Source organism: Phenylobacterium sp. (genome assembly GCF_041919955.1).
Lineage (GTDB): Bacteria > Pseudomonadota > Alphaproteobacteria > Caulobacterales > Caulobacteraceae > Phenylobacterium.
Genome location: NZ_JAYRSU010000010.1, coordinates 24,963 through 47,185 on the forward strand (window position 1 = coordinate 24,963; position 22,223 = coordinate 47,185).

21 protein-coding genes and 2 pseudogenes are annotated in these 22,223 nt (G+C 69.0%); 9 read left to right on the plus strand and 14 right to left on the minus strand.

What is annotated here, in order from left to right; genetic code table 11:
* Nucleotides 1-19: 19 nt before the first annotated feature.
* Both ACE3T2_RS10300 and ACE3T2_RS10305 read right to left on the minus strand, forming a co-directional pair.
* Nucleotides 20-1,519 (minus strand): response regulator, encoded by a 1,500-nt coding sequence (locus ACE3T2_RS10300; RefSeq protein WP_374657040.1) that lies wholly within the window; start codon nt 1,517-1,519, stop codon nt 20-22.
* A gap of 48 nt (nt 1,520-1,567) precedes the next feature.
* Complete coding sequence (locus ACE3T2_RS10305) at nt 1,568-1,948, minus strand: helix-turn-helix domain-containing protein (RefSeq protein ID WP_374657041.1); 381 nt, start codon at nt 1,946-1,948, stop codon at nt 1,568-1,570.
* Between the two features lie 102 nt (nt 1,949-2,050).
* Between ACE3T2_RS10305 and ACE3T2_RS10310 the strand changes: the two are divergent.
* The 4 genes and pseudogenes from ACE3T2_RS10310 to ACE3T2_RS10325 form a co-directional block, all read left to right on the plus strand.
* Nucleotides 2,051-2,239: pseudogene (locus tag ACE3T2_RS10310) on the plus strand (response regulator transcription factor); the annotation flags it as partial.
* 124 nt (nt 2,240-2,363) lie between these two features.
* Nucleotides 2,364-2,741, plus strand: a complete 378-nt coding sequence (locus ACE3T2_RS10315) for a hypothetical protein (protein WP_374657042.1) — start codon at nt 2,364-2,366, stop codon at nt 2,739-2,741.
* Between the two features lie 196 nt (nt 2,742-2,937).
* Complete coding sequence (locus ACE3T2_RS10320) at nt 2,938-3,282, plus strand: hypothetical protein (RefSeq protein ID WP_374657043.1); 345 nt, start codon at nt 2,938-2,940, stop codon at nt 3,280-3,282.
* Nucleotides 3,283-3,355: 73 nt separating this feature from the next.
* Nucleotides 3,356-3,814: a hypothetical protein gene (locus ACE3T2_RS10325; protein ID WP_374657044.1), complete on the plus strand. Its 459-nt coding sequence runs from the start codon at nt 3,356-3,358 to the stop codon at nt 3,812-3,814.
* On the opposite strand, the gene ACE3T2_RS10330 is transcribed toward ACE3T2_RS10325, so the two are convergent.
* A complete protein-coding gene (locus ACE3T2_RS10330; RefSeq protein WP_374657045.1) occupies nt 3,781-4,554 on the minus strand; it encodes an ATP-binding protein in 774 nt (257 codons plus the stop codon). The two genes, ACE3T2_RS10325 and ACE3T2_RS10330, sit on opposite strands and share 34 nt — an antisense overlap.
* On the opposite strand from ACE3T2_RS10330, the pseudogene ACE3T2_RS10335 reads away from it, so the two are divergent.
* Nucleotides 4,524-4,982, plus strand: a pseudogene (locus ACE3T2_RS10335) (Tn7 transposase TnsA N-terminal domain-containing protein); the annotation flags it as partial. The gene ACE3T2_RS10330 and the pseudogene ACE3T2_RS10335 overlap by 31 nt on opposite strands.
* 36 nt (nt 4,983-5,018) lie before the next feature.
* On the opposite strand, the gene ACE3T2_RS10340 reads toward ACE3T2_RS10335, so the two are convergent.
* Nucleotides 5,019-5,399 carry a multiubiquitin domain-containing protein gene (locus tag ACE3T2_RS10340; RefSeq protein ID WP_374657046.1) on the minus strand — a complete coding sequence of 127 codons (381 nt, stop codon included), beginning with the start codon at nt 5,397-5,399 and terminating at the stop codon, nt 5,019-5,021.
* A 142-nt stretch (nt 5,400-5,541) separates the two neighbouring features.
* Here ACE3T2_RS10340 and ACE3T2_RS10345 point away from each other — a divergent pair, with 142 nt between their 5' ends.
* Complete coding sequence (locus ACE3T2_RS10345; RefSeq protein ID WP_267232126.1) at nt 5,542-5,928, plus strand: antitoxin Xre/MbcA/ParS toxin-binding domain-containing protein; 387 nt, start codon at nt 5,542-5,544, stop codon at nt 5,926-5,928.
* Nucleotides 5,879-6,631 carry an RES family NAD+ phosphorylase gene (locus tag ACE3T2_RS10350; protein ID WP_374657047.1) on the plus strand — a complete coding sequence of 251 codons (753 nt, stop codon included), beginning with the start codon at nt 5,879-5,881 and terminating at the stop codon, nt 6,629-6,631. The genes ACE3T2_RS10345 and ACE3T2_RS10350 overlap by 50 nt, the downstream gene beginning before the upstream one ends.
* A 382-nt stretch (nt 6,632-7,013) precedes the next feature.
* Here ACE3T2_RS10350 and ACE3T2_RS10355 read toward each other — a convergent pair whose 3' ends face one another.
* The 5 genes from ACE3T2_RS10355 to ACE3T2_RS10375 form a co-directional block, all read right to left on the minus strand.
* Nucleotides 7,014-9,482, minus strand: coding sequence for a heavy metal translocating P-type ATPase (locus tag ACE3T2_RS10355; RefSeq protein ID WP_374657048.1), 2,469 nt, complete (start codon nt 9,480-9,482; stop codon nt 7,014-7,016).
* Nucleotides 9,483-9,583: 101 nt separating this feature from the next.
* Nucleotides 9,584-12,805, minus strand: coding sequence for an efflux RND transporter permease subunit (locus ACE3T2_RS10360; protein WP_374657049.1), 3,222 nt, complete (start codon nt 12,803-12,805; stop codon nt 9,584-9,586).
* 8 nt (nt 12,806-12,813) lie between these two features.
* Entirely contained in the window at nt 12,814-13,989 is a 1,176-nt protein-coding gene (locus ACE3T2_RS10365; RefSeq protein ID WP_374657050.1) for an efflux RND transporter periplasmic adaptor subunit, read from the minus strand.
* Nucleotides 13,986-15,242: a TolC family protein gene (locus tag ACE3T2_RS10370; protein ID WP_374657051.1), complete on the minus strand. Its 1,257-nt coding sequence runs from the start codon at nt 15,240-15,242 to the stop codon at nt 13,986-13,988. Before ACE3T2_RS10370 ends, ACE3T2_RS10365 begins: the two co-directional genes overlap by 4 nt.
* A gap of 48 nt (nt 15,243-15,290) precedes the next feature.
* Nucleotides 15,291-15,656, minus strand: coding sequence for a hypothetical protein (locus ACE3T2_RS10375; RefSeq protein ID WP_267232120.1), 366 nt, complete (start codon nt 15,654-15,656; stop codon nt 15,291-15,293).
* A 361-nt stretch (nt 15,657-16,017) separates the two neighbouring features.
* Here ACE3T2_RS10375 and ACE3T2_RS10380 point away from each other — a divergent pair, with 361 nt between their 5' ends.
* Entirely contained in the window at nt 16,018-16,464 is a 447-nt protein-coding gene (locus tag ACE3T2_RS10380; RefSeq protein ID WP_267232119.1) for a helix-turn-helix domain-containing protein, read from the plus strand.
* 155 nt (nt 16,465-16,619) lie between these two features.
* Nucleotides 16,620-16,925, plus strand: coding sequence for a hypothetical protein (locus ACE3T2_RS10385; protein ID WP_374657052.1), 306 nt, complete (start codon nt 16,620-16,622; stop codon nt 16,923-16,925).
* 10 nt (nt 16,926-16,935) lie between these two features.
* Here the strand turns inward: ACE3T2_RS10385 and ACE3T2_RS10390 are convergent, their stop codons facing one another.
* The 5 genes from ACE3T2_RS10390 to rsmI all read right to left on the minus strand — a co-directional run bounded on the left by ACE3T2_RS10390 (nt 16,936) and on the right by rsmI (nt 22,202).
* On the minus strand, nt 16,936-18,981 hold the full coding sequence (locus tag ACE3T2_RS10390; protein WP_374657053.1) for a heavy metal translocating P-type ATPase: 2,046 nt from the start codon (nt 18,979-18,981) through the stop codon (nt 16,936-16,938).
* Nucleotides 18,982-19,114: 133 nt separating this feature from the next.
* Nucleotides 19,115-20,062, minus strand: a complete 948-nt coding sequence (gshB, locus tag ACE3T2_RS10395; RefSeq protein ID WP_374657054.1) for a glutathione synthase — start codon at nt 20,060-20,062, stop codon at nt 19,115-19,117.
* Nucleotides 20,063-20,135: 73 nt separating this feature from the next.
* Nucleotides 20,136-20,951 (minus strand): transglutaminase family protein, encoded by an 816-nt coding sequence (locus ACE3T2_RS10400; RefSeq protein ID WP_374657055.1) that lies wholly within the window; start codon nt 20,949-20,951, stop codon nt 20,136-20,138.
* Nucleotides 20,952-20,964: 13 nt separating this feature from the next.
* Nucleotides 20,965-21,339 carry a YraN family protein gene (locus tag ACE3T2_RS10405; RefSeq protein WP_374657056.1) on the minus strand — a complete coding sequence of 125 codons (375 nt, stop codon included), beginning with the start codon at nt 21,337-21,339 and terminating at the stop codon, nt 20,965-20,967.
* Nucleotides 21,336-22,202, minus strand: a complete 867-nt coding sequence (gene rsmI / locus ACE3T2_RS10410) for a 16S rRNA (cytidine(1402)-2'-O)-methyltransferase (protein WP_374657057.1) — start codon at nt 22,200-22,202, stop codon at nt 21,336-21,338. The genes ACE3T2_RS10405 and rsmI overlap by 4 nt, the downstream gene beginning before the upstream one ends.
* Between the last annotated feature and the right edge of the window lie 21 nt (nt 22,203-22,223).

Genomic DNA, 22,223 nt, shown 5'->3' on the forward strand with positions numbered 1-22,223 from the left:
GCGGGGATCGCCCCCGGCGTCAGCCGACCTTGGCGCGCTCCGTCATTTCCGTCCAGTCGGGGGCGCCGGTCCAGCGGGCCAGCGCCGCGCGCAGGGCGTCGGGCGTCAGCGGCTTGACCAGGAAGTCGTCCATGCCGGCCGCCAGACAGGCGTGGCGGTCCTCCTCGAAGGCGTTCGCGGTCAGGGCGACCACCGGGGTCTTCACGCCCAGCGCCCGTACGCGGCGCGTCGCCTCCAGGCCCGAGATCCCCGGCATGCGCATGTCCATCAGGATCAGGTCGTACTCGCCGACGGCCAGGGCGGCCAGGGCCTCCTCGCCGCCGCCGGCCTGGTCGACGCCGCAGCCCTCGCGGGTGAGCAGGGTGCGGGCCAGCAGGGCGTTGATCGGATTGTCCTCGACCAGCAGCACGCGCCGCCCTGGGGCGGCGGCCGGGGCGATGCGGTCGTCCACGGCGGCGGCCTGGTCGGCCTTGCGCCGCGCGGCCAGCACCCGGTCGGCGACCGAAGAGCGGCGCAGCGGCTTGATCAGGTAGCCTGCATAGCCAGCGGCGCGATGGGCCTCGATCTGGCCGCGCTCCTCCGGCGTCAGCAGCACGATTGCGGTGCGTCCCGCCGGCGCGGCGTCGCCCGCCAGCGCGCGGTCGACCAGGATCACGTCGGCGCTCCTGCTGGCGGCCAGCGCGTCGGCCAGGGTCGGCGCCGTCACCGCCTTGCCGCCCGCCGCCTCGACCTGGCGGCGCGCGGCCTCGGCCGTGACCGGGCTGGCGCTGGCGATCGCGACGGTGCGGCGGGCCAGCAACCGCTCGGCCTCGCCGGTCGCGCGCTCGAACCGGGCCTCGAACCAGAACGCCGCTCCGCCCAGGGCGGCGGTCTCGACGCCGACGGCGCCGTCCATGGCGCTCGCCAGCTTGCGGGCGATGGCCAGGCCCAGGCCCGCTCCGCCCAACTGTACGTCGCGCAGCGGATCGGCCTGTTCGAAGGCGTCGAAGATCTTCTCGCGCGCCTGCTCGCTGACGCCGGGCCCCGAATCCTCGACGGTGAAGCGCAGGCCCGCAGGCGTCTCGGCGGCGGTGACCAGCACCCCGCCTTCGGCGGTGAACTTGATGGCGTTGCCCGCGAAGTTCAGCAGGATCTGCCGCAACCGGCCCTCGTCGGCCACCATGGCGCCGATCCCGGCCGGAGCCGCCCAAGCGATCTCCAGCCCCTTTTCGTGCGCCCGGGGCGAGAGCAGTTCGCAGACCGAGCGCAGCAGGCTCTCGACCTCGAACCGGGTCGGGTGCAGCTCGATCTTGTCCGCGCCCAGCCGCGCGAAGTCCAGCACGTCGTTGACCAGGCCCAGCAGGTGTTCGCCGGATTCGCGCAGCGCCGAGACATAGGCGCGCTGCTCGTCCGTCAGGCGGGTGCCCTCCAGCAGCCGGGCCATGCCCAGCACCCCGTTCAGGGGCGTACGGAACTCGTGGCTCAGCGAGGCGAGCTGTTCGGCGCTGACGCGGGCGTCACGGATAGGGCGATCGTTCATCGCCCTATGGTTTATGCCCCTACCGCTTAACGGGCGGTCAAACCGGGCTCAGCCGCCGGCCATTTCCTGGGCAAGGGTGACCAGGGCGGCGCGGGCCGAGGCGCGCGGGATCGCTGCGAAGGCCTCCAGCAGGTCGACCGCGCCGGTCAGGGCCAGGGCGCGCACCACCTCGTCGGCGGCTTCGGACAGCCCGCCCTCCTCGCCGACCAGCCAGCCGACGCTGGTGTCGAGCGCGGCGGCGATGGAGACCAGCATCGAGCCCGACACGCGGTTGGCTCCCCGCTCGTACTTCTGGATCTGCTGGAAGGACACGCCGACGCGTTCCGACAAGATTCCCTGGCTGATGCCAAGGGATTTGCGGCGCAGGCGCATGCGCGCACCGATGGCGATATCGACGGGATCAGGTCCCAGGGCGTCATCGAGGGGCATCAATTCCTCCCCGCTCTTCACGAACTTCTTTCGCGGGCGTTAACCCAGCGACACCATAACAAGTAGACGGCCGCCAACGCGAGTCGCTAACTTGTTCAAGTTATGCGCGCGCCACCGGACACAGTCGCGGACTCGATCGGGCTTCTGACCCCGCGGGAACGCGATTGCCTGCGGCTGGTCGACCGCCACCTGTCCTCCAAGCAGATCGCCCGCGAGCTGGGCATGTCGAAGGCCTCGGTCGACACCTATTGCGACCGCGCCCGGCGAAAGCTCGGCGTTTCAGACCGTTACGCCGCCGCGCGGGCCCTGGCCGACTCCGAAACCCTTGTCCCGATCGGATCGGGACACGACGCGATCAGGACAGACGACGCCCCCGTCTCATGGGCTGATGGAGCCCAGCAAGGAGACGAGGCCGATGGGCGACTGGTTGAGAGAACTGACGGACGCCAAGGTGGTGGCGCTGCACCCGGAGCGGCAGCCCGACGGGCGCCGGGCCGCGGTGGGCCAGGCGATGCGGGTGCGCAACGAAGTGGCGGCGTTCGAGCGCCGCTGGCCGACCCCGCAGCAGGGCGAGGCGGTCCCGGCCTTTACCTGGACCCAGCTGGAGCGCCAGCTCGCGGACCTGGCGGATTCGCCGGTGAAGTCGGCCATGGCCAAGGATTTGGTTTCGGCCTTGCGCAAGATGTCCCAGTTCAAGCCGCCGGAAATGGTCCTGCGGGAAATCCTCTGTATGAGCTGGGCCTTGCTGGACGAGGGCTTCCAGCCGGAACTGGACTCGCCGGCCAGCCCCTAGGGCCGCTGGCGCGTCTGGGGCTGACGGGCCTGATCGCGATCGTGGCCGCCCTGGCTTTCGGGGCGCTGCTCGCCGGGCTCCACGCGCTCCAGAGCCTAATTTAATCCTGATTGCGAACGGGGCCTTAGCCCTACCTCCCAAACACTTCTCAAGCACAGAAGGCGCCGGCGCCTGGCCGCGCGCCAGGAGACCCCTCATGCTCAAGCAACGTCGTATGATCGCCGATCAAGTCGCGGCGAGTTTGTTCGAGGCCGAGGCCGCCATCGACGCCGCCCTGGCGAAGACGGCCGGCCTGGCCGGCGTGATGCCCGGCCTGCGCGCCGATGCCGGCCTGTCGGCCCTGGTCGGCCAGGGCGCGGTTGAGCGGGCCAGCGAGGCGATCGCCCTGCTCGCTCAGGCGCGCCGCGCCATCTGCGAGACGCATAAGGAGCTCGACGTCGCCAAGACCCAGATCGGCCTGGGCGCGGTGATGTACGGCGGCGCCGAAAAGCCGCCCCAGGCTGCGCTCGTCGGCCGTTCGCTGCGCGCGATCGCCAGCTAAGTCATCGTCGAAGTTGCATCCTGCGGCGCAAGCCGCAGTATCGGGGCCCTCGACCCTTGAGGGCCCCGTTTTCGTGCTCCGCTCCGCTCCCGAACAGATCTGGGCCGTCGCCATGCTCATCGTTTCGACCTACGCCTGGTGGCGGGGCGGGCGGGTCGAGCGAGCGGTGGCGGTCGCCAACGTGATCGCCTGGGTGGCGACGATCGCGGTCCAGAACCGCACCAACTGGGTCGATCCCCAATGGGGGATGTTCACGGTCGACGTGCTGTTCCTGGGGGTGCTGCTGGTCCTGGTGGTGCGCACGGATCGCTTTTGGATCATGCCGGCCGCCGCCTTCCAGCTCCTGGGCGTCGTCACCCATGCCGCGATCATCGCCGACGACGGCGTGCGCGCCCGCGCCTACATCACCGCGCTGATCCTCTGGAGCTATCTGGTGCTGATCACCCTGGCCGTGGGCGCGCACCTGCACTGGCGCGCGATGATGCGCCGCCGCGCGGGCTATGCAGGAACGGCCAGTCCGGCGCGGCGATAGGCCAGGGCCTCGGCGACGTGCACCCGCCGCACCGGCCCGCCGCCCTCCAGGTCGGCGATGGTGCGCGCCAGCCGCAGCGCCCGCGTCCAGCCACGCGCGGTCAGGCCGCCGGCCTCGGCCGCCTTGGCCAGCAGGGCGCGGGCGGCCGGATCCAGCTGCGCGATCTTCTCCAGGAAATCGCCTTCGGCCCGGGCGTTGAGGCCCGGCCCGTCCTCGCCGGCGCGCTGCGCCTGCAACGCCCGCGCGGCCGCGACCCGTGCGGCGGCCTGCGCCGTTCCCTCGGCCGGCGGCGGCAGGGCCAGGTCGGCGGCCGTGACCGGCGGCACGTCCACCTGCAGGTCGATGCGATCCATGAACGGCCCCGAGACCTTCATCTGATAGTCGGTCTGGCAGCGCGGCGCGCGCCCGCAGGCCCCGCGCCCGGCCCCGCCCAGGCCGCACTTGCAAGGGTTCTGGGCGGCCACCAGCTGGAAGCGCGCCGGATAGCGCACATGGGCGTTGGCGCGGGCCACCACCACCTCGCCGTTTTCCAGCGGCTGGCGCAGCGAATCCAGGGCCTGCGCCGAAAATTCCGGCAGTTCGTCCAGGAACAGGACGCCGTTGTGAGCCAGGGAGACCTCGCCCGGCTTCACACGCAGGCCGCCTGTGAACCCCACCAAGATAATGGCCCTGCGAGTGCTCCAGCCCCAACGAAAAGTGCCCAAAGTAGATGTCTCTAGGTACGAAGTTCGCGTCCCCACTTAGCAAGTGGAACAAGTGGGCGTCTCTGGTTTCCGATGTCTCGGCCGAATGGCTTGAAACACCACCTCCGCCGCGAGCAGTCAGCGCCACGCGAGGGGCAATAGCGGTCCCGCCCGGCGGACCGCACGTCGCCTTCGAGTCGTCCATCGAGCGGGATTTCCTGGCGTTCTGCCGGACGGATCACCGCGTACGTCGTGTCATGGCCCAGCAGCTTGTGCTGCACTTCTACGATGTGAGGCGAGGTGTTCGCCGCCGCTACACCCCGGACTTCGTGATCGAGATGGGGGAGGATGCTGGGGTCGGTTGGCGAAGCGCCGTGGTCGAGGTCAAGCGGCGCACCGACCTGATGCGGGCCCGAGCACAGCTCCAGGCTCCGCTCGCAGCAGCGCGCCTTTGGGCCGAGCAGCGTCAGGGGATCATCTTCACGGTCGTCACCGACAGAGCGATGGCAAGCGGCCACTGGCTAGCCAATGCACGGCTTCTGTCGGGGCAAATCGACAGGCCCTACGACGCGCAGTTCGAGGAGGAGTGTGCGTCGTTCATACGCCAGCGGGGCGAGTTTCGGATCGGCGCCCCACTCGAAAGCGCGCTCGTCTAGGGTGAACGTGAAGATGCGGTCGCTCTCGAAGGCGCGAAATATCTCAACTTTCCCGGCCTTCAGGTCGAGCTTGTCGTCCAGGCCAACCGACGTCGATCCGCGGTCACGAACGTGGATCAGAACGAAGCTGCTCGCAGGATTGAGGCCCGCGGCGGCCCGGACGTCGCGCCCGCTCGGGTCGTCGTCGTCGATTTCATAGCGGACGCCGTTGACGTCCAGTTCAATGGTTTTCGGCTTACCAGCCATTTCAGTCTCCGTTGCGATGCGACCTCGATTTGCCGAGGCGTCCGAACTGGACTAGAATCGCCCTGGAGTCCGGATATAGACCGTCTATCATTGGACTAATTGACGGTTCAAGTCCCATTTTGGACCAAACGGAGGATGGAGCATGCCAGCCACGCAGCCTGTCGCCCCCGCGGGCGACGGGCGTTCAACGATTCCCGCAGCAATGGAGACATTCACGGCAATCGCCGAGGCCTGGAGTATAGGAACAGATGACCAGATAAAGCTTCTCGGCTCTCCCGGAAGATCAACCTTCTTCAAGTGGAAAAAGGATGGAGGTTCCCTCCCGAGAGATGCGGTGGAGCGAGTGTCTCACCTAGTTAGCATATACAAAGCGCTTCAGATTCTTATTCCAAACGAAGAAAGTGCCGATACGTGGATTAAAAGGCCAAGTAAGTACTTTGGTGAACGATCCGCGCTAGACGTTATGCTTGGAGGGGACGTTGTCGATATCTACCGAGTCAGACAGTACCTCGACGCCCAGCGAGGATGATCTGCCGATCGTGGAGGTCGATCAGGAGTATTACGTTCTGATCCCTTCGCGCTTTCCGCCGATCGAGTTGTACGAGCGGATCGCCAACGATCCTGAGCACGATGCCGCGTTCAAAGAGGTTGAGGCGCTCACCAACCCCAGGCTGCGGGAGAAGGCTCGGCTGGTCGGCGGCTCTGGTCCCGGCGAGACAGAGCCCGCGCATCTGCAGAATTGGAACCACGCGCCGTTCACGTATCCGAACCCGGACGGCACGCGGTTCTTTGGGCCGGCGACGGCCGCCCTTGAGCTGTTCGATGAACTGCAGACCGCCTTGGCGGTCTCGGTCCGCAAACGCGAAGCGTTTTTGAGCAGCACCAACGAAGTGCCGATGGGCCTGGACATGCGCGTCCTCGTTCGGCGCGTGACGGGGCGTTTTGCCGACTGTCGCGGCAGGGGCGTCGAGCCCGACCGTGAAGTTCGCTGGAGGGCCGGCCGGGCGCTTCTTGAGAAGCAGGCGGATGGTCTTCTGTTTCGACCTGAAGAGCGTCCCAGCGCCACGGGGATCTCGATTCTAAGGGGCCAGGCGCTTGGGCGGGCGATCCAGGGCGATCACTTCCGGTTCGCTTGGGATGGAGAAAGGGTGAAGTCTCTGTATGCCTTCCGGGATGGTGTCGTGGTCCTCCCAGAAAGCTTGGGGGTGGCCAAGGCAGCGTTTGCCGCTTAGTCGGCGCCGGAACCTAAATACCGGCTCAGCCTCATCGCGAAGGCCAGAGTTGCGGCCGACGTCCGGCCTACCCCCAAAGGCGTCGCTCCCCGCATCAAGGTCCAAGGCGGGTATCTCGGCCCAAGCGGAGGCGTGCCTGTGCCGTCAAGGGGCTAGAGTGCCCTCAAGCAGGGGCCCGTTGCTCCGCACCGTCCGCTTTCCAAACCTTAGCGATCGACCCCATTGAGCTCTTAGCCGAAGTTTGGAATGTCTGCTTTGGGTGCTGGCCCGAGCCTGGCTCGAAGGTGTGCGCCGGCGGCCTCAACGGGGGATAGGCCGCCGGCGCCTCCACTGCCTGCTGGCCGGGGCGTGGCCAGCAGGAGGGAGTTTCTAAGACGCCGCGCTAGGCGCTGCGATCGCGGTAGCCGAGCAGCCGCAGGGCGTTGAAGACGACCACGAGGGTAGAGCCCTCGTGCATCGCAACCGCGGGCCCGATGCCGAGCCCGAGGATCGTCGCGGGTACAAGAATCGCGACGACCCCCAGGCTGATGAAGACGTTCTGACGAATGACCGACCGCGTTCGACGGCTGAGGCCGACGGCGAACGGCAGATGGCGCAGATCGTCGGCCATCAGGGCCACGTCGGCGGTCTCCAGCGCGACGTCCGATCCGGCGGCGCCCATGGCGATCCCGACGGTCGCGTTGGCCATGGCCGGGGCATCGTTCACGCCGTCGCCGACCATCGCCACCTTGTCTTGGGCGCGCAGCTTGCGGATGGCCTCGACTTTGTCCTCGGGCATGAGGTCGCCCCACGCTTCGTCGAGGCCGACGTCCTTAGCGATCGCCTCGGCGACTTTGCTGTGGTCGCCGGAGATCATCAGCATCCGGGTGATGCCGAGCTTCCGAAGGGCGGCCAGAGCCTCGCGCGCGGCCTCGCGGGGAGTGTCCATCAGTCCGATGACGCCGAGGTCGCGCTCGCCCTTGCGCACCGCCATCGTCGTTCGGCCCTGATCCCGCAGGCCCGCGATCGCCTTGGCCGCCTCAGCGCCCAGCGCAGGCACGCCGTCGGCGCCGAACATTTCCGCCTTGCCGATCCACACCGTTTCGCCGTCGAGCTCTGCGACGACGCCGCGTCCGATGAGGTTCTTCAAGTCGCTGGCGGCGCCGATCGCATTGCCTGAAGGGCCAAGGCGCTCACGTCCGTCCCGGGCGATCGCCTCGGCGAGCGGGTGATCGCTCAGCATCTCGACCGCCACCGCAACGCGCAGCAGCTCGTTCTCAGCGACGCCGGGCGTGGTGAGGACATCCGTAATACGGGGGCGCCCTTCGGTGAGCGTGCCCGTCTTGTCGAAGGCGATGGAGCGTAGCGAGCCGAGATCCTCCAGCGGCGCGCCGCCTTTCACCAGCACGCCGCCTTTGGCCGCCCGGGCGACGCCCGAGAGCACGGCGCTCGGCGTGGCGATCGCCAGCGCGCACGGACTGGCGGCGACCAGGACCGCCATCGCCCGGTAGAAGCTGGCCGAGAACGGCTCGTCGATGACCACCCAGGCGAACAGCAGCACGAACGCCAGGATCAGGACCGCCGGCACGAAGATGCGCTCGAACTTGTCGGTGAAGCGCTGGGTCGGGGACTTGCGGGTTTCGGCTTCGCTGACCAGGCGCACGACCTTGGCCAGGGCTGAGTCGGTCGACAGCCGCGTCACCTCCACCTCAATGGCCCCGGCCCCGTTGATGGTGCCGGCGAAGACCCGCGAGGCGGCGTCGACGCTGTCGGGCTTGGCGCGGGCGCGAGCACGATCGTCCACCGTACGCTTGTCGACCGGGATGCTCTCGCCCGTCACTGGGGCCTGGTTGACGCTGGAAGCGCCCTTCACCACGAAGCCGTCGGCCGGAAGGCGCTCGTTGGGTCGGACGATCACGACGTCGCCGACCACGAGGTCTTCGACCGCCAGTTCCTTCGTTTCGCCATCGCGCCGGACCGTCGCGGTGCGCGGCGCGAGTTCGGCCAGCGCCTCGATGGCGCGCTTGGCGCGGCCCATGGCGTAGTGCTCCAAGGCGTGGCCCAGGCTGAACAGGAAGAGAAGCAGCGCGCCTTCCGCCCAGGCGCCCAGGGCTGCCGCGCCGGCGGCCGCCACGAGCATCAGGGTGTCGATCTCAAAGCGCTTGAGGCGCAGGTTGTCGAACGCTTCGCGAACCGTGAAGAAGCCGCCGAAGCCGTAAGCGCCGACATAGAGTGCGGTCGGCAGCCAGGACGGTGCGGCCGGAACCAACTTCTCGATCAGGAAGCCCGCGGCCAGCAGTCCCCCGCACAGCAGCGAGAAGATCAGCTCGCTGTTCGCGCCGAGCGGTCCGCCGTGCGCGTGGTCGTGCCCTTCTCCCTCCTTGTGAACGTGACCTGGTTGGCCGTGTTCAGCGTGAGGTTCCAGCGGCTTGCCCAAGGGTGACACGCCAAGTCCGGCCAGGACCTTGAGGACGTCTTGTTGCGAAACCACGGTGCGGTCGAACTCGACCCGGACCAGGCCCGCGCCGGTGGCGTCAGCCTCCAGCACGCCTGGGGTGGCGGCCAGGCGTTCGGTGACTGTGCGGGCGCGCCGCTCGTGCTGAATGCCGCGGACCTGCCAGACCGCATGGCCAAAGCGTTCGGTGATCGCCGCGCCGGCTGCGGTCACAAGCTCGCGCAAGCGGGAGAGCGAAATCACGTCGGGGTCGTAGTGGACACAAAGGTGCGCGCCCTCGGCCTTTTCCACAACATGGGCCTTGGTCACGCCGGGCCGACCGCCGATCTCATCGGTGAGCCGCTTGACGCAGGCGTCAGAGCCGTCATGGACCTCCGGCAGGACCAGCGGGATGTCGAGTTGCAGCGTCTTGATCATGCCGAACCTCCTGATGAAGCCCGCAACGCGCGGACCTCGATACGGGTTGGACGAAGCAGGCGACGGCTTGCCGCCGCCTGCCGCGCTACGCTGGGATCGAACTAGTCCTCGATCCCCTCACTCTTGCGATGCCGAACCGCCTGGGCGGCGAAAGTCGGCAACACCAACAGGGTCAGGGCCGTCGCGGTCAGCAGGCCGCCGATGACCACGGTCGCCAGCGGCTTCTGAACCTCGGCCCCCGCCCCGCTGGCGATCGCCATTGGAATGAAGCCGACGATCGCGACCAGGGCTGTGGTGAGCACCGCCCGCAGTCGGCTCGACGCGCCCTCAATGGCTGCGCGATGGGCGCTGAGCCCCTCCTGCAGCCGCTCGCGGATCGCCTGCATGAGCACCAGACCGTTCAGGGTCGCCACGCCGGAGACGGCGATGAAGCCGACGGCAGCGGAGACCGAGAACGGCATGCCGCGCAACAGGAGCGCGAGCGCCCCGCCCACCAACGCCAAGGGGACGCAGGCGAAGACCAGCGCGGCCTCCGCGAACGATCCCAGCGCCATGAACAGCAGGATGCCGATCAGGACGAAGACGATGGGGATCACGACCGAGAGTCGCTGCTCGGCGCGCTTCAGGTTCTCGAACTGGCCGCCCCAATCCAAGTAGACGGCGGTCGGGAGCTTGACCTGCGCGACCGCGCCTTGGGCGTCGGCGACGAAGCCGCCGAGGTCACGTCCGCGGACATTCGCCTGGACCACCATCCGCCGGCTGCCGTTCTGCCGGCTGATCTGGTTTGGCCCCTCGGCGGTTTCGATCCGCGCCACAGAGGACAGCGGGACGACGTTACCCGTGGCCGAGACGACCGGGAGAGCGGCCAGCGCCGCCGGATCGTTACGCGCTTCATCGGGTAGGCGCACAACGACATCGAAGCGGCGGTCGCCTTCGAAGATGCGCCCGGCCTCGGCGCCGCCGACGCCGGCCTGGATCGCCTCGCTGACGTCGGCTGCGGAGAGCCCGTAGCTAGCGGCGGCGAAGCGGTCGACGCTGACGGTCAGGGTCGGCAGGCCAGAGGCCTGTTCGACGCGGACGTCCGCAGCCCCCGGGGTCTTGCGCAGGGCGGCGGCCACCTCGTCGGCGGTCTTCTGCAGGACGGCGAAGTCGTCGCCGTAGACCATCACCGCCAGATCGGTCCGGACCCCGGAGATCAGTTCGTTGAACCGCAGCTCGATCGGCTGGCTGAACTCGAAGTTGTTGCCGATCTGCTCGCCGGCCTTGGCTTCGATCCGCGCAATCAGCTCCTCCTTGGGAAGCCGCGGATTGGGCCAGTCTTTGCGGTCCTTCAAGATGATGACGCTGTCGGAAATGTTCGGCGGCATCGGATCGACCGCCGCTTCCGCGGTCCCGGTTCGTGAGAACATGGTCTCGACTTCAGGCTGAGCCTTGATCGCCTTCTCCAGCGCCATCTGCATGGCGACGGATTGCTCCAGCGAGGCGGACGGCACGCGCAGCGCCTGCATGGCGATGTCGCCCTCGTCCAGGGTCGGGATGAACTCCCGGCCGAGCGTCGCGAACGAGATCCCGCCGATCACCAAGGCCCCGAGCGCAGCAGCGACCACCAACTTGGGGCGACCGACTGCAGCTTCGATGGCCGGACCGATGTAGCGGCGCGCGAAGCGGATGATGCGGGTCTCGTGCTCTTCGACCTCGCCATCCGGGCCGACGTGGACGCTTTTGGGATCGCGCACCAGCAGCGCCGCCATGGCCGGAACGAAGGTGAACGAGAAGATGAACGCACCCACCAGGGCCAGCATCACCGTGGCGCCCATCGGATGGAAGGTCTTGCCCTCCACCCCTTCGAGCGTCAGCAGCGGTGCGAACACCAAGAGGATGATCAGCTGGCCGAAGGCCGCCGGCTTGACCATCTGCCGGGCCGAGAGCACCGCGACTTCCAGGCGCTCGTGCCGGGTCAGGATACGGCCCAGCTCTGCGCGCCGACGGGTCAGCATCAGCAAGGTGTTCTCGATCACCACCACGCCGCCGTCGACCAGGAGACCGAAGTCGAGCGCGCCGAGGCTCATCAGGTTCCCGCTGATCCCGAAGCGGTTCATGCCGATGACCGCGAACAGGAACGAGAGCGGGATCATCAAGGCGGTGATCGTCGCCGCGCGGATATTCCCGAGCAGCAGGAAGAGGATCACGATCACGAACAGCGCGCCCTCGGTCAGATTGCGGGCGACCGTCTTGATCGTCGAGTTCACCAGTTCGCTGCGATCGAGCACCGGGATCGCGACCACATTCGGCGGAAGCGAGTCATCAACGACCGACAGGCGTTCTGCCGCCGCCTGTGCGACGGTGCGGCTATTGCCGCCGGCGATCATCAGAGCCGTGCCGAGGACCGCTTCGTGGCCGTCACGGCTGGCGGCGCCGAGCCGCGGCGCCTGGCCGATCTCCACGTTCGCGACGTCTGCGACCCGGACCACCAGCCCATCGCGGTTGACCACGGGGGCTTGAGCCAAATCCTGGACGGAACCCGCGAGCGCATCGGCGCGCACGACCAGGGATTCCCCTGCTCGCTGGATGAAGCCGGCTCCGGCCTGAGTGTTGGCGCGTTCCAGCGCGGTCACCAGGTCGTTCAGGCTGAGCTTGTAGGCCGAGAGTTTGGCCGCGTCGGGCCGAACGGCGTACTCCTTCACGTAGCCGCCGACCGTATCGACGCCGGCCAGGCCGGGGGTCGAGCGCATCTGCGGAGCGATGATCCAATCTTGCACCGTCCGCAGGTAGGTGGCGCGCTGCTGGGGCGTGGTGAGACGATCCCCCTCCGGCGTCAGATAGGACCCGTCGGGCTGCCAACCTGGCTCGCCCGGCTTGGCCGTCTTCTTGGCGTTGAACGGCTCGTAGTCGACCGTCCACATCAGGACTTCGCCAAGACCGGTCGTCACCGGCGCCAGGGTCGGCTCGACCCCTTCCGGCAGACCTTCCTGGGCGGCCCGCATCCGTTCGGCCACCTGCTGGCGAGCGAAGTAGATGTCGGTCTGGTCGGTGAAGATCGCGGTGATCTGGCTAAAGCCGTTGCGCGAGAGTGAGCGCGTGCTGGTCAGACCAGGAATGCCCGCCAGCGCGGTCTCAAGCGGATAGGTGACCTGCCGCTCAATCTGCTCGGGCGCCAGCGCCGGAGCGACCGTCGTGATCTGGACCTGGCGGTTGGTGATGTCGGGAACCGCGTCGATCGGCAGACGGGTCAGTTCGAGCAGCCCCCAGCCGCAGACGACTGCGACCGCAAGGACCACAAACCAGCGGAAGCGGACGGACGCCTCAATGATTGCTTTGAACATCTCGCCCCCTAGTGCCCGTGCTCGGCCTGGCCCTTGGCGAGCTCGGCTTTGAGGAGGAAGGCGTTCGCCGCGGCGATGCGCTCATCGCCGGTCAACCCGCGAAGGATCTCGGTGCGCCCGCCCGCCTGACGGCCGACGAGCACAGGGGTCGCTCGGAAGCCGTTGCGGACTGCGACGAAGACGACGGAACCGCCCTCGACCGTCTGCACGGCCTCGCTGGGTACGGTCATGCCGCCGGCGTCTTCACCCGCGACGACCGAACCCGACACCGCTGTACCAGCCGGCGGCAACAGATCGCCGGTGGCGCGGGCCCGAATGATGGTGGCGCCACGCTCCGCGCCAGCCCCCGCCGCGACGCCGAGGATCACCGCCTCGAACTCGCCGGTCGGGCCACGCACATGCATGCGAGCGTTGGGCTTGACCGCCGCCGCCAGGGTCGGCGGCGCGTTGAAGACCAGTTCCACCCGGGACGGGTTGGTGACGTCAGCCACGATGGTCCCAGGGGCGACGAAGCCGCCTGGTCCCACGGCGACTGCGGTCACGACGCCGGCGATCGGACTGGTGACGCTGAGACGCCCGGAGGCGTTGGGCGAGCCTGCCGCCGCGGCTTTGGCGCGCGCCGCGCGGGCTGCTGCTTCAGCGCCGACCGCCTGCGCCCTCGAGGCTTCGACCTCCTGGCGCGCAACGACGCCCTGGTCCCCCAGGCGCTGGTCGCGCTGATAGGACTTGCGAGCCGCATCGGCCGCCGCAGCGGCGGCTTCCACGTCGGCGCTGAAGCTGGCCGCTTCACCGCTAACCAGAACCGCCAATGGCTGGCCGGCGCTGACCGACTGCCCCGGCGCCACCAGGACCCGCTCGACGCGACCGCCGACCGTGGCGCCGACACTGGCGCGAGCATCGACCATCGGCTCGACGCGCCCCGCCAACTGCACCTCGCCGCCGCCGCCGCGGGCGACATTGGCGAGCTTGATTCCGGAGGCGGTGATTTGCGCCTGGGTCAGCTCGACGACGTCTCCGCCCGCTGCCTCGCCGCCTTCTTCCGCGTGTTCGGCCTCGGCGGCGTGGCCCGGAGCCTCGGCCCCGGCGCCCCTATTTTGCAGCGTCGACAGGCCATAGCCGCCCGCCGCCGCCAGCAGCACCGCCGCCGCAACCGCCCCGTAGAGGCGGACCTTGCTCGAATTCATGGTTGGACTCCCGGGGCGGCAAAGCCGCCAAGCCGCGCCTGGGCGGCGCGTGCGCCAGCGCGCTCGACGGCGGCGGCGATGGATTGAGAACGCGCCTCGGCCAAAGCCCTGCGCGCATTGACGAGTTCAACGAGCGGCAACTTGCCGGCCTCGTAGCCGATACGGGCCAGGCGGTAGGCTTCCTGCGCAGCTTCCTCGCCCTGGTTTGCAGCCGAGAGCCGGGCTTCGGAAGCTGCGACACGGGCCGTGCTGGACCTGATCGCCCCCTGCGCCTCGAGCAGGGCTGCGTTGGCTCGCGCCTCAGCGGCCGAGAGGTCAGCCCGCGCTGCAGCGACGGCGCCTTGATTGCGGTTGAACAGCGGTAGAGGCACTGAGAGGCCGGCGACCAGCGCGGTGGCGTCGTCTCCGTTGAACTGCCGCACGCCGACGGACACGTCGACATCGGGAATGGCCTTGCGGCGCTCGAGAACCAGCAGGCGCTCGGCGGCGGCCTTCTCGGCCTGAGCCGCGACGACGCCGAGCGTGGCGGCCGCTTCAGAGCTGCTGGCAACCACGCTTCCGGCGTCAAGCAAGCTGACGTCGATCGAGTCGATCGGCTCCGACGATCCGGAAAGGCTAGTCAGGTTGGCCAGCGCCGTTTCCTGCGCCGCACGCGCTTCCGCCAGCGACGCCCGCGCCGCTTCGACAGCGGCCTGGGCTTGGATCCGTCGCAGGTCTGCTTCGCGGCCGGCCTCGACGAGCGCGGTCGAGATCCGGGCGTCTTCTTCGGTGAGGCCGAGGACGTCGCTCGCGAGCTTGAAGCGTCGTTGAGCCGCCTCGGCCTCCGCGTAGGCCATGGCCAGGTCGAACGCGAAATCGACCCGGGTTCGGCCGGCGCGCGCCTGGGCGGCGGTGACCTCGGCGCGCCCGGCGGCGACACGGGCCCCGCGCTTGCCGCCAAGTTCAAGCGTCTGCTGCAGCGAGTAGGTCGCTTCAGCTTGGCTCGTGCCCTCGAAGGGGCCCGACCCGGAGAAGTTCTCGAGATCGACCGTCAGGGCGGGGTTTGGGATGACGGCGGCCTGACGCGCCAAGCCTTCGGCGCGGGCGACCCCGGCTTGGGCTTCGGCCAAGCGCGGCGCGGCGCTTTGCGCGCGGGCCAAGAGATCGGGATAAGAGGGGGCTGGCGCAGCCGAAACCGGTTGCGCGAAAACGCCCAGGGCGGAGAGCCCAAGGGTGGCCGCAACAAGCGGCCGCCTAAATTCTGAGGGGAGCATTGACCTTCTCGCAAATGACGACAGGGCGCGCGCAAGGCGCGGCGGTCGTCAGGCGCGAGGGGGCCGGTCCAGGCCGAACTGTCGGTCGCTGGCCGAAACACGGCCAAGCGTCAGCTCGTGATGGTCAGGCAGGGCGTCCAGCATCGCTAGCTCGCCGATCGGCGCGGAGAGGTATGGCGCGCCATGATGGCAATGACCGTGGATGCAGATGTCCGGATCGGCGTGGCCGTCCTGGTCCTGGCCAGCGGCGTCCAAGTGGGAGGCCTTGCCATCCAGTGAGACTTCGGCGACAGCGACGGGCGCCTCGTCGCGACAGATCAACTTGTCGAGGCTGGGCGCCAGGGCCAGCACGGCGATCAGCAGAGCGGCGAGGACCGCTCCGAAGCTGCGCCATGATGCAAAAAGCCCCGACATGCGCGACCCTATAGCCAGACTCTCGTGTCAGGGGAACGCGTTACAAAGTTACGCGCGTGCCCGGTCTTGCGACCGGCGTGTCCCGACAGATTGCTGGTCGTGGGCGACGTCATGGGCTTGGTCTACATCCTCCAGACCCTGGAGGATCAAGCCCTATTTTCCAGCAGATCGCGGCCCGTGGCGGGTGCAGGTCGTCGATGACAAAGCCATGGGAATGGACCGCCTGCATGCTTGGTGAGCCATCACATGTGGGTGGCCCGCGTCCCACTTGGGCGCCAGCGGGAATACGCGCGACGCTGTCGCAGCTCTAGCCGCTGGAGGTGTAGCTCACTATCTTCTCCGAAGATCGCGAGAGGCTTCCATGTCCCAACTGTCCATCGGCGCGCTGGCCAAGGCCACGGACGTCAAGGTAACCACCATCCGTTTCTACGAGCAGATTGGCCTGCTTCCCGAGCCGCTTCGCGCGCCGAACGACCGGCGGGTCTATGATGAGCGGACCCTGAAGCGGCTGGCCTTCATCAAGCACGCCCGACAGCTTGGTTTCGCGGTCGACGCCATTCGTACGCTGTTGCAGCTCGCCGACGACCCTGACCAACCCTGCGACCAGGCCAACGCCCTGGCGGCCGAGCAACTGGCCGCGGTCGAGAGCAAGATCGCCCGCCTTGAGGCGCTACGCGGCGAGCTCAAGCGGGTCGTGTCGGCCGCCTGCCACGGGCACGTCTCCGATTGCCGGGTGATCGAGGTGCTCAGCAACCACGAGCTTTGCGAAGGCGATCACGCCGAACCTGAAGCCGCCACGGTCGCGTGAGCGGTCCCTGCCCTCACAGTCATCCTGAGCCCCAAGACGCGGCGCACGTCCAACACGCGCTTGATGCCGCGCGCGCACGGTGCGAAGCGGCGGGCGAGAACTGGACGGAGCCTCGGCGCCGGACCTACGCGCTGCTGGTCAGCGCGGGGAAGCCGGTGAAGGCCTATGACCTGATCCAGCAGTTCGGCGCGGGCGTGCGCGCAACAAAGCCGCCGACGGTCTACCGAAGCCTGGATCTGCTGATGGGGATCGGCCTGGTGAGGAAGGTCGTCACTCTGGGCGCCTACGTGGCGTGCCCGAAGGCGACAGACTGCGCCGCCGGGCTACTGGTCTGCAGCTGCTGCCATGCGGTGGAGCACCTGCCAGATGCTCGCCCCGCCGCCATCGCGGGCGCACCTCAAGACTGCCTCATCGAACAGGTGGTTCTGGAGGCCAGCGGCCTCTGCCCGCTCTGTCGCTGAGACCCCGACGTCAGACAGGGCGCCAGCGCAGCAGCCGGATCGCGTTCAGGGTGACCAGGACCGTGGCGCCGGTGTCGGCCAGGATGGCCGGCCAGAGGCCCGTCACGCCAATGACCGTCGTCACCAGGAAGACGACCTTCAGGCCCAGCGCGACAGTGATGTTCTGATAGATGTTGCGCATGGTCGCTTTCGAAAGCGCGATCATGTCAGCGACGTCCGACACCCGGCCGTGCAACGCCGCTGCGTCCGCCGTCTCCAGGGCAACGTCCGTGCCGCCGCCCATGGCGATGCCGATGTCGGCGGCGGCGAGCGCCGGCGCATCGTTGATCCCATCCCCGACTTTGGCGACCGTCAGCCCCTCGGCCTGAAGCGCGCGCACGATGGCGAGCTTGTCTTGCGGCATCAGTTCAGCGCGCACCTCGACGCCGAGGCGGTCGCCGACCGCTGCAGCTGTTCGCGCATTGTCGCCGGTCAGCATCACAGTGCGGACACCCCTCGCGGTCAGGGCGCTCAGTCCCTTGCGAGCGTCAGGACGCGGCTCATCGCGCAGCGCGACGAGGCCGACAGCCTGACCGTTCACCACCAACACCGAAACCGTCTTTCCTTCGGCGTTGAGGGCCTCGATCCTGGCGGCTTTGGCCGGGTTGATCGGCGCGCGCTCCACTGCGGCTTTCGGCGATCCGAAGAAGGTGGTTTCGCCAGCGACGTTCCCCGAGATCCCCTCGCCGGCGAGGGCCTTCGCCATAAAAGCCGGAGGGATCGAAACCCCCTGCGCCTTCGCCTTGTCGAGGATGGCCACCGCCAGCGGATGGGTCGAGCCGCGCTCCAAAGCCGCGGTCATGGCCAGGACGACGTCTTCGCTGCGCTCGAACGCCACGATGTCGGTGACGATCGGCCGGCCCTGGGTCAGCGTTCCGGTCTTGTCGAAGGCAACGGCCGTCACGTGGCGCAAGCCCTCGAGGACCGCGCCGCCTTTCAGCAACAGGCCACGTCGAGCGCCGGCAGAAAGGCTCGCGGCGATGGCCGCTGGCGTCGAAATGACCAGAGCGCAGGGACAGCCGATCAGCAGCACGGCCAGGCCGCGATAAATCCAAGTCTGCCAGGGCGCGCCGACCGCCAATGGCGGAACCACGGCGACGAGCACCGCAAAGAGCACGACGAACGGCGTGTAGACTCGCGAGAAGCGGTCGATGAAGCGCTCGGTCGGCGCCTTGCTCTCCTGGGCCTCCTCCACGAGGCGCACGACCCGGGCGATGGTGTTGTCGGCCGCTGCGGCCGTGACCCGGATGCGAAGGACGCCGGTCGTGTTGATGGTTCCGGCAAACACCGTATCGCCCGCGACCTTGGCCTTGGGCACGCTCTCGCCAGTGACCGGCGCCTCGTCGATGTCGCCCGCGCCTTCGATGATCTCGCCGTCGGCGGCGATCCGCTCGCCGGGCCGCACCAGGATGATCTCGCCGACTTGCAGGACTTCGGCTTGGACGGTGCGGATCTCTCCGGCCTCTTCGACCAGCGCGGTCTTGGGTACGAGGTTCGCCAGGTCCGAGATGCTTCGTCTGGCTCGGCTGACCACCGCCACCAGCGACGGGGCGGCCAGGATGCGCACGTCCCCGGCCCAGGCCGCCTCCGCACCGCTGGCTTCGGGGCAGATGAGCCCCAGGCCCATGCCGCCGGCCGCCACCGCGGCGGGCAGGGCGCCCGCGACCCCGACGATGCGGCCGTCCAGCGACAGCTCGCCCATCGCCGCCCATTCGGCCAGGGCGTCCGGCGGCAGCACCCCCATCGAGGCCATCACCGCCAGGGCGATGGGCAGGTCGTAGTGGCTGCCCTCCTTGGGCAGGTCGGCGGGGGCCAGGTTGGCGATGATCCGCCGGCTGGGCATGGCCAGGCCAAGCCCTGCGAAGGCGGCGCGCACGCGCTCTCGGCTCTCGGCCACCGCCTTGTCGCCCAGGCCGACCAGCATGAAGCGGACCTCGCCGGAGGCGAGCTGCACCTCCACGTCCACGCGCCGGGCCTCCACGCCCTGGAAGGCCACGGTCACGACGCGCGACGCCATATCCAACCCCCGGAAACTGCTCGACTTATCCACAAGCCCAGCATGTCCGGCGGGCCGGATCAAGAACAAAAATAGAACCTATTGAGAAAGTGAGACGATTCCGCGACTTGTGCGTGTCTCTTGGAGTCGCAACCTAAGCCTTGGCCCGATCGGCCTCAATAGCGTCCCAGAGAATCGCCGTCGCATTGACGCCGGTGAAGCGTTCGAGCGCCCGCGCCCCGGTCGGAGACGTGACGTTGATTTCGGTCAGGTAGTCGCCGATCACGTCTATGCCTACGAACATAAGGCCACGCTTCTTCAGCTCCGGGCCGATGATGGCGCACAGTTCCTTGTCGCGCGCCGTCAGCTCCACCGCCTCGGCGCGGCCGCCGACCGCCAGGTTGGACCGGATCTGCCCGGCGTTCGGGACGCGGTTGATCGCCCCGACGGGCTCGCCGTCGACCAGCAGGATGCGCTTGTCGCCCTTGCTGACCGCAGGGATGAACTTCTGGGCGATGACCGGCTCGCGGCCGATCATGCGGTGGAGGTCCAGCAGGGCGTCGAGGTTCGGGTCGTCGGCCAGCAGCCGCGCCACCCCCGATCCGCCGCCGCCGTAGAGCGGCTTCAGCACGATGTCGCCATGCCGGGCGCGGAAATCATAGATCGCCTCCACGTCCGAGGTGATCAGGGTCGGCGGCTGCACGCCGGGGAAGCCGGTCACGAACAGCTTCTCGGGCGCGTTGCGCACCTCGGTCGGATTGTTCACCACCAGGGTCTTGGGATGGACCACGTCCAGGAAGTGGGTGGAGGTGATGTAGGCCATGTCGAACGGCGGATCCTGGCGCAGCAGCACCACGTCGAACTCCGACAGATCCTTCAGCGCCCAGTCGCCGAAGCGGGCGTGCTCGCCCTTGACGTCCTGCACGGTGACGGGCCGCCCGCGGGCCAGCACCCGACCCTCTTCCAGCACCAGCCGGTCGGGAGTGTAGACGAACAGCGAATGACCGCGCGCCTGGGCGGTCAGCATCATCAGGAAGGTCGTATCGCCTTCGATCTTGATGGCCTCGAGCGGGTCCATCTGGACGGCGACCTTCAGGTGCATGACGACTTCCTTATACAGCCAAGGCGTCTCAGATAGGCCGCGCGAGGCGCGAGCGCCAGCGTCGAGCGGGCCGCTAGTTCAGCCGCAGCCTAACCCGCTCGCGCTGGGCGCGGGCGGCCAGGGCCGCGCCGCCGTCCAGGGTCGTGGCCTTGGCCAGGGCTTCCAGCGCCCCGGCCAGGGCGCCTTGGCCCTCGCGCGCGGCGGCGACGTCCAGCCATGGGCGGTGGTCGAGCGGGTCCAGCAGGGCGCGGCGCAGCGCGGCCCGCTCGGCCCGGCCATAATCCTTGGCCGCCGCGGCGCGGGCGAAGACGTTGTTCTGCAGCCGGATCAGCACGGCGCGGTCGGTGGCTGGCGCCATCAGCTGGTCCAGGCGGTCGGCGACATTCGGCGTCAGGCCCGCATGCAGCGCCCGCCGGGTCAGCTCCGAAGGCAGCACCACCCGGCCTTCGCTGAACGGGTCGAGCGCCAGCGGCCCCTCGCGGGTTTCGATGCGCAGCAGGAAGTGGCCCGGGAAGTCGACGCCCTGCACCGTCAGGCCGCAGCGCTGGGCCACATGCAGGTAGAAGACGCCCAGCGCCACCGGCAGGCCGCGCCGCCGTTGAGCGACGGCCACCACGCAGGCGTTGTCCGGGTGCTCGTAGGTGAAGAGGTCGCCGGTCAGGCCGAGATCCCCGGCCAGGGTCTCGGCGAGGGCCTCCTCGGGGCTCTCCTTGGCCAGGCGCTCGGACAGCCGCTCGACGCCGGCGCTGGCCAGCTCCCAGGCGGCCTGACCGTCGCGCGTGGGGTCCTCGTGCACCGCGCACGCGATGGCCGCCTCCAGCAGGGGGAAGGCCGAGTCGCCAGCCTGCCCGGCCTCGCGCAGCACCTTTTCGGCTTCGGTCTGGGTCATGGCCTCAAGCGATTCAGCCGCCTTTCCAGGCGTCGGGACTGTGCATCGGCCAGCGTCCTGGCGCGAGCGCGATCAGATCGAGCCGAACCGCGAGATTTTGCAAGCTTGGCCGACGTGCGGCGATTGCACGCCCCGCCCGACGCAACCGCTCGCGTTGCGTCTGGGTCACAGCCTCGAGGGCGGCCTCCAGGCTGGCGCGATGCTTGACCTCGACCACCGCCAGCACCCCGCCGCGCTGGGCCAGCAGGTCGATCTCGCCCTGGGGGGTGCGCAGGCGGAACCCCAGGATCCAGTAGCCTTTCAGCATCAGCCAGGCCGCCGCCCACACCTCGGCGCGCCGCCCGGCGAGCCGCGCGGCCGCCCCGGTGAGGCTGCGGCCTCCGCTCACCGCGCCTTCAACTCCATGGCGCGGCGATAGAGATCGCGGCGCGGCAGGCCCAGGGCCTTGGCCACCTCGGCGGCGGCGTCGGCCGGCTTCAGGCGGGTCAGGGCGTCGGTCAGGGCGGCGTCGGCGTCCGCGGCGGTCGCCGCCTCCTCGCGGCCCGGCCCCACCAGCACGACCAACTCGCCCTTCGGAAAGTCCATCCTGGGATCGGCCGCCAGCACGTCCAGCGGGCCGCGCGTCACGGTTTCGTAGAGCTTGGTCAGTTCGCGCGCCACGGCCGCTTCGCGCGGGCCGAACACCGCGGCCATGTCGGCCAGGCTCGAGGCCAGCCGCGACCCGCCCTCGAAGAACACCAGGGTGGCGCGGATCCCGGCCAGTTCCTCGAAAGCGGCCCGCCGCGCCGCGCTCTTGGGCGGCGGGAAACCGGCGAACAGGAAGCGGTCGGTGGGCAGGCCTGCGACCGACAGCCCGGCCAGCAGGGCGCTGGCTCCGGGGATCGGATGCACCGCCGAGCCCTGGGCGATCGCCTCGCGCACCAGCCGGAAGCCAGGATCGGAGACCAGCGGCGTGCCGGCGTCGGAGATCTGGGCCACGCGCCCGCCCTCGGCCAGCAGGGCCAGCGCCCGCGGCCCGCTGCGCTCGGCCGAGTGCTCATCATAGCGCTCCACCTTCTTGGAAAGTCCGTAGGCGGAGAGCAGCTTGGCCGCGACCCGGGTGTCCTCGGCCAGCACCAGGTCGGCGGCGGACAGCACGTCCAGCGCCCGCAGGGTGATGTCGCGCAGGTTGCCGATCGGCGTGGCGACGACATAGAGCCCCGGCTCCAGCGGAGCGTCGGAAAGGGCCGGCGGGGGAGGGTGTCGCGACATGGGCAAGGCTTCGCCGGTAAT

Bases quoted from the DNA above. Each gene is read 5' to 3' on its own strand.
- ACE3T2_RS10300 (WP_374657040.1), bottom strand. From the start codon at position 1,519: ATGAACGATCGCCCTATCCGTGACGCCCGCGTCAGCGCCGAACAGCTC.
- ACE3T2_RS10305 (WP_374657041.1), bottom strand. From the start codon at position 1,948: ATGCCCCTCGATGACGCCCTGGGACCTGATCCCGTCGATATCGCCATC.
- ACE3T2_RS10315 (WP_374657042.1), top strand. From the start codon at position 2,364: ATGGGCGACTGGTTGAGAGAACTGACGGACGCCAAGGTGGTGGCGCTG.
- ACE3T2_RS10320 (WP_374657043.1), top strand. From the start codon at position 2,938: ATGCTCAAGCAACGTCGTATGATCGCCGATCAAGTCGCGGCGAGTTTG.
- ACE3T2_RS10340 (WP_374657046.1), bottom strand. From the start codon at position 5,399: ATGGCTGGTAAGCCGAAAACCATTGAACTGGACGTCAACGGCGTCCGC.
- ACE3T2_RS10345 (WP_267232126.1), top strand. From the start codon at position 5,542: ATGCCAGCCACGCAGCCTGTCGCCCCCGCGGGCGACGGGCGTTCAACG.
- ACE3T2_RS10355 (WP_374657048.1), bottom strand. From the start codon at position 9,482: ATGATCAAGACGCTGCAACTCGACATCCCGCTGGTCCTGCCGGAGGTC.
- ACE3T2_RS10360 (WP_374657049.1), bottom strand. From the start codon at position 12,805: ATGTTCAAAGCAATCATTGAGGCGTCCGTCCGCTTCCGCTGGTTTGTG.
- ACE3T2_RS10365 (WP_374657050.1), bottom strand. From the start codon at position 13,989: ATGAATTCGAGCAAGGTCCGCCTCTACGGGGCGGTTGCGGCGGCGGTG.
- ACE3T2_RS10370 (WP_374657051.1), bottom strand. From the start codon at position 15,242: ATGCTCCCCTCAGAATTTAGGCGGCCGCTTGTTGCGGCCACCCTTGGG.
- ACE3T2_RS10375 (WP_267232120.1), bottom strand. From the start codon at position 15,656: ATGTCGGGGCTTTTTGCATCATGGCGCAGCTTCGGAGCGGTCCTCGCC.
- ACE3T2_RS10380 (WP_267232119.1), top strand. From the start codon at position 16,018: ATGTCCCAACTGTCCATCGGCGCGCTGGCCAAGGCCACGGACGTCAAG.
- ACE3T2_RS10390 (WP_374657053.1), bottom strand. From the start codon at position 18,981: ATGGCGTCGCGCGTCGTGACCGTGGCCTTCCAGGGCGTGGAGGCCCGG.
- gshB (WP_374657054.1), bottom strand. From the start codon at position 20,062: ATGCACCTGAAGGTCGCCGTCCAGATGGACCCGCTCGAGGCCATCAAG.
- ACE3T2_RS10400 (WP_374657055.1), bottom strand. From the start codon at position 20,951: ATGACCCAGACCGAAGCCGAAAAGGTGCTGCGCGAGGCCGGGCAGGCT.
- rsmI (WP_374657057.1), bottom strand. From the start codon at position 22,202: ATGTCGCGACACCCTCCCCCGCCGGCCCTTTCCGACGCTCCGCTGGAG.